This window comes from Robinsoniella sp., assembly GCF_034124845.1.
This window is the reverse complement of record NZ_JAWYAJ010000017.1, coordinates 1-3,150: the sequence shown is the minus strand read 5'-3', so window position 1 is coordinate 3,150 and position 3,150 is coordinate 1. Positions and strand designations below refer to the sequence as shown.

Below are 3,150 nucleotides of genomic sequence, written 5' to 3'. Positions count from 1 at the left end.
GTAGTTTTCTGCTAAACTCTGTAAGATGGGGATATATTTTAGCGACTTTATTTCCATTAGTTTTTGGAGTAATAAATTTTTTTGTAATCCAATTTCGTTCCTCACCATTAATGCCTTGGGATTTTTTATCTGCACGAACAGCACTTTCTATTACAGATAACTATTCCTTTACCTTTAATTATCGATTCGTATTTCTGATCATCGGTTTTGCGTTTTTGATGATCTGTGCTGAAAAAATGAATCTCAAAATCAAAAGCCTGCGGATTCGCCTTGCAGCACTTATACTTACAACTATTTGTATGGCAGGATATGTTACTGTGGTAAAATCAGAGCGAACTACAGAAACTTTTAAGCTCTACCATACTTTATTTGCTCCAAAACGGATCTATATGAGAAATGGTTTTGCTGTGGCATTTATCACCAACTTCCGTTATTTACATGTACAAAAACCCGTTGGCTATACCCCAAAAAAAGCCAAAGAAATCATGTCAGAAGCAAAAGTCCAGGATGTTTCCGCAACAAGTCCTGACAAGCATACCTCAAAAGAGGTGCTTTTAAAAGACAAACCAAACATCATCGTAATCATGAATGAAGCATTTTCCGACCTCTCTGCCCGTGGAAAATTTGAAACAAATGAAGACTACATGCCTTTTATCCACTCCCTGACAGAGAACACCATCAAATCAGATCTATTTGTTTCGGTGAAAGGTGGCAATACCGCCAATACAGAGTATGAGTTCCTGACCAGTGACACAATGGCATTCTTACCTAATGGCAGTGTGGCATACCAGCAGTTTGTGCGCCAGCCCATGCCCGCATTGCCAAATTATTTAAAGAGCCTGGGGTATAAGACAACTGCGATTCATCCATACAATTCCAAAGGGTGGAATCGGGAAAATGTATATTCCTATTTTGGTTTTGATACGTACTACTCCAAAACTGATTTTAAGAATCCCAAAAAAATCAGGGATTATATCAGTGATGAATCTGCGTATCAGAAAATTATTGAAACTTATAAAAATAAGTCGCCGGAAGAACGAATATTTACCTTCGAAGTAACCATGCAGAATCATGGCGGATATGATAAAGACTTTCCGGGATTTGAAACTTCCATATCGCTTTCTCAATATGATGGTAAAAAGAAATCGGATAATGTGCGGGCAGCAGAACAATATCTGACCCTGATCAAAGAATCCGACAAGGCTTTCAAAGATCTTACCGATTACTTTCAAAAAGAAGAAGAGCCAACCATAATTTTAATGTTTGGAGACCATCAGCCTGCAGATAATGTGGCAAAACCAATTTTAAAACTGAATCATATTAATCAGGATTCCTCTGTAGAAGAATTTCAGAACGGATATATAGTTCCTATGGTAATGTGGGCAAATTATAAACTGGAGAGTAGGGATATTCCGATGATCAGTCCAAACTATCTCAGTGGACTGCTCCTGTCTAATGCCGGGCTGCCTTTAACCGGTTATCAGACCTTCTTAGAAAACCTGCGCAAAACACTACCTGTTATTACCGGAAATATATACATAGATAAGGATGGAAATTATCACCAGTTTTCAGAAGATTCCTATAGCGAACTGCTGAATCAGTACTCTATTTTACAGTATAATCATCTAAGCGACGGGAAAAACCGGGTCAATGATTTTTTTGGCTAATGCCATCATTACTTGATCAACCTGTGAGGGGGAATCGGATTCCCATGTCGCCCGGATCAGACTCTTTCGATCTTTATAACAAATTAATAGAAGAGTACAAAAAGTCCTTATTGTCGATAAATTAGGAAAAATAAAAAAAATTCAAAAAATGCTTGCATAATTTGGCAGCTTATGATAAAATTATTTTCGTTGAGAGGAACATATCAACGTAAGCCGGCGTGTCGGAATGGCAGACGAGGCAGACTCAAAATCTGTTGTGGGCAACCACGTATGGGTTCAAGTCCCATTGCCGGCAGTTTTATCATTTTTCTTGAAAAGCACCTGTATATGGTGTCTTTTTTTTGCTCTGAAATAGATGGTTTATAGTAACCAGGCGTTACAGAAAGGAAACACTATGCAATATACAATTCCACACTATTTTAAAAAATTTAAGTGCACAGCATCTGCCTGTCCGGACACCTGCTGTGCCGGATGGGAAATTGTGATCGATGAGAAATCAGTCAAAAAATATAAAAAAGTAAAAGGTTCCTTCCGAAACAGGCTGCATAATTCCATTGACTGGAAGAACACGGTATTTAAACAGTACCGCCGCCGGTGTGAATTCTTAAATGATGAAAACCTGTGTGATATTTATAAAGAAGCAGGTCCTGCAATGTTATGTAAAACCTGTCGAACCTACCCCAGGCATGTGGAAGAATACGAAGGACTGCGGGAAATCTCTCTGTCGCTTTCCTGTCCACCCTGTGCAGAACTGATACTTGGATGCAAAGAAAAAATCCGGTTTTTAACAATGGAAAAAGAGAGCAGTCAGGAAGAATATGAAGATTTTGATTTTTTGTTATTTACCAAACTCATGGATGCCAGGGATAGTATTATCCGTATTTTGCAGAACCGCAACCTGGACTATACCGTCCGAATGGCCATGGTACTGGCTTTCAGCCACGACCTGCAGTCCCGCATAGATCGTAATCAGCTTTTCACCATAGAGGAAGTGATTAACCGGTATCAGGGTGAGAAAGCAATTTCATTTTTCCAGAATAAGCAGACAGAATATAAAAAACTGGCGAACGAACGCGGAATTACCATGAAAAACATGTTTCATATTTTTGATCAGCTGGAAATATTAAGAAAAGACTGGCCGGAATTCATAGAAAGCATTCAAGACAGCCTCTTTGCCCGGGACGAGTCTGCCTATCCGTATAACCGCAGACTATTTTTGGAAAGTATTGGCTATCAAAGCGATACCCGGGACGACTGGTCATGCTGGTGCGAACAATTGATGGTTTATTTTATCTTTACTTATTTCAGCGGTGCAGTATATGACCGGGAAGCCTATTCTAAAATGAAATTAGCAGTAGTCAGCACCCTGCTGATTCAGGAGATGGCGCAGGCTCTGTGGCAAAGCCGGATCAAAAAGCTGGAATTTTCCGATTTCACACGAACAGCACAACGATATTCCCGGGAAATCGAGCATTCCGACCTG

General features: G+C 39.6%; 2 protein-coding genes and 1 tRNA gene. All 3 read left to right on the top strand.

The annotated features are described in order from the left end of the window. On the top strand, positions 1-1,667 hold a 1,667-nt coding region (locus tag ACH2DQ_RS01020), incomplete at its 5' end, for an LTA synthase family protein (RefSeq protein ID WP_395025152.1). 212 nt (positions 1,668-1,879) lie between these two features. After that, positions 1,880-1,962 (top strand) — tRNA-Leu (locus ACH2DQ_RS01015). Between the two features lie 99 nt (positions 1,963-2,061). Next, positions 2,062-3,150, top strand: a 1,089-nt coding sequence (fliB, locus tag ACH2DQ_RS01010) for a flagellin lysine-N-methylase (RefSeq protein WP_395025149.1), incomplete at its 3' end; no start/stop codon positions are given.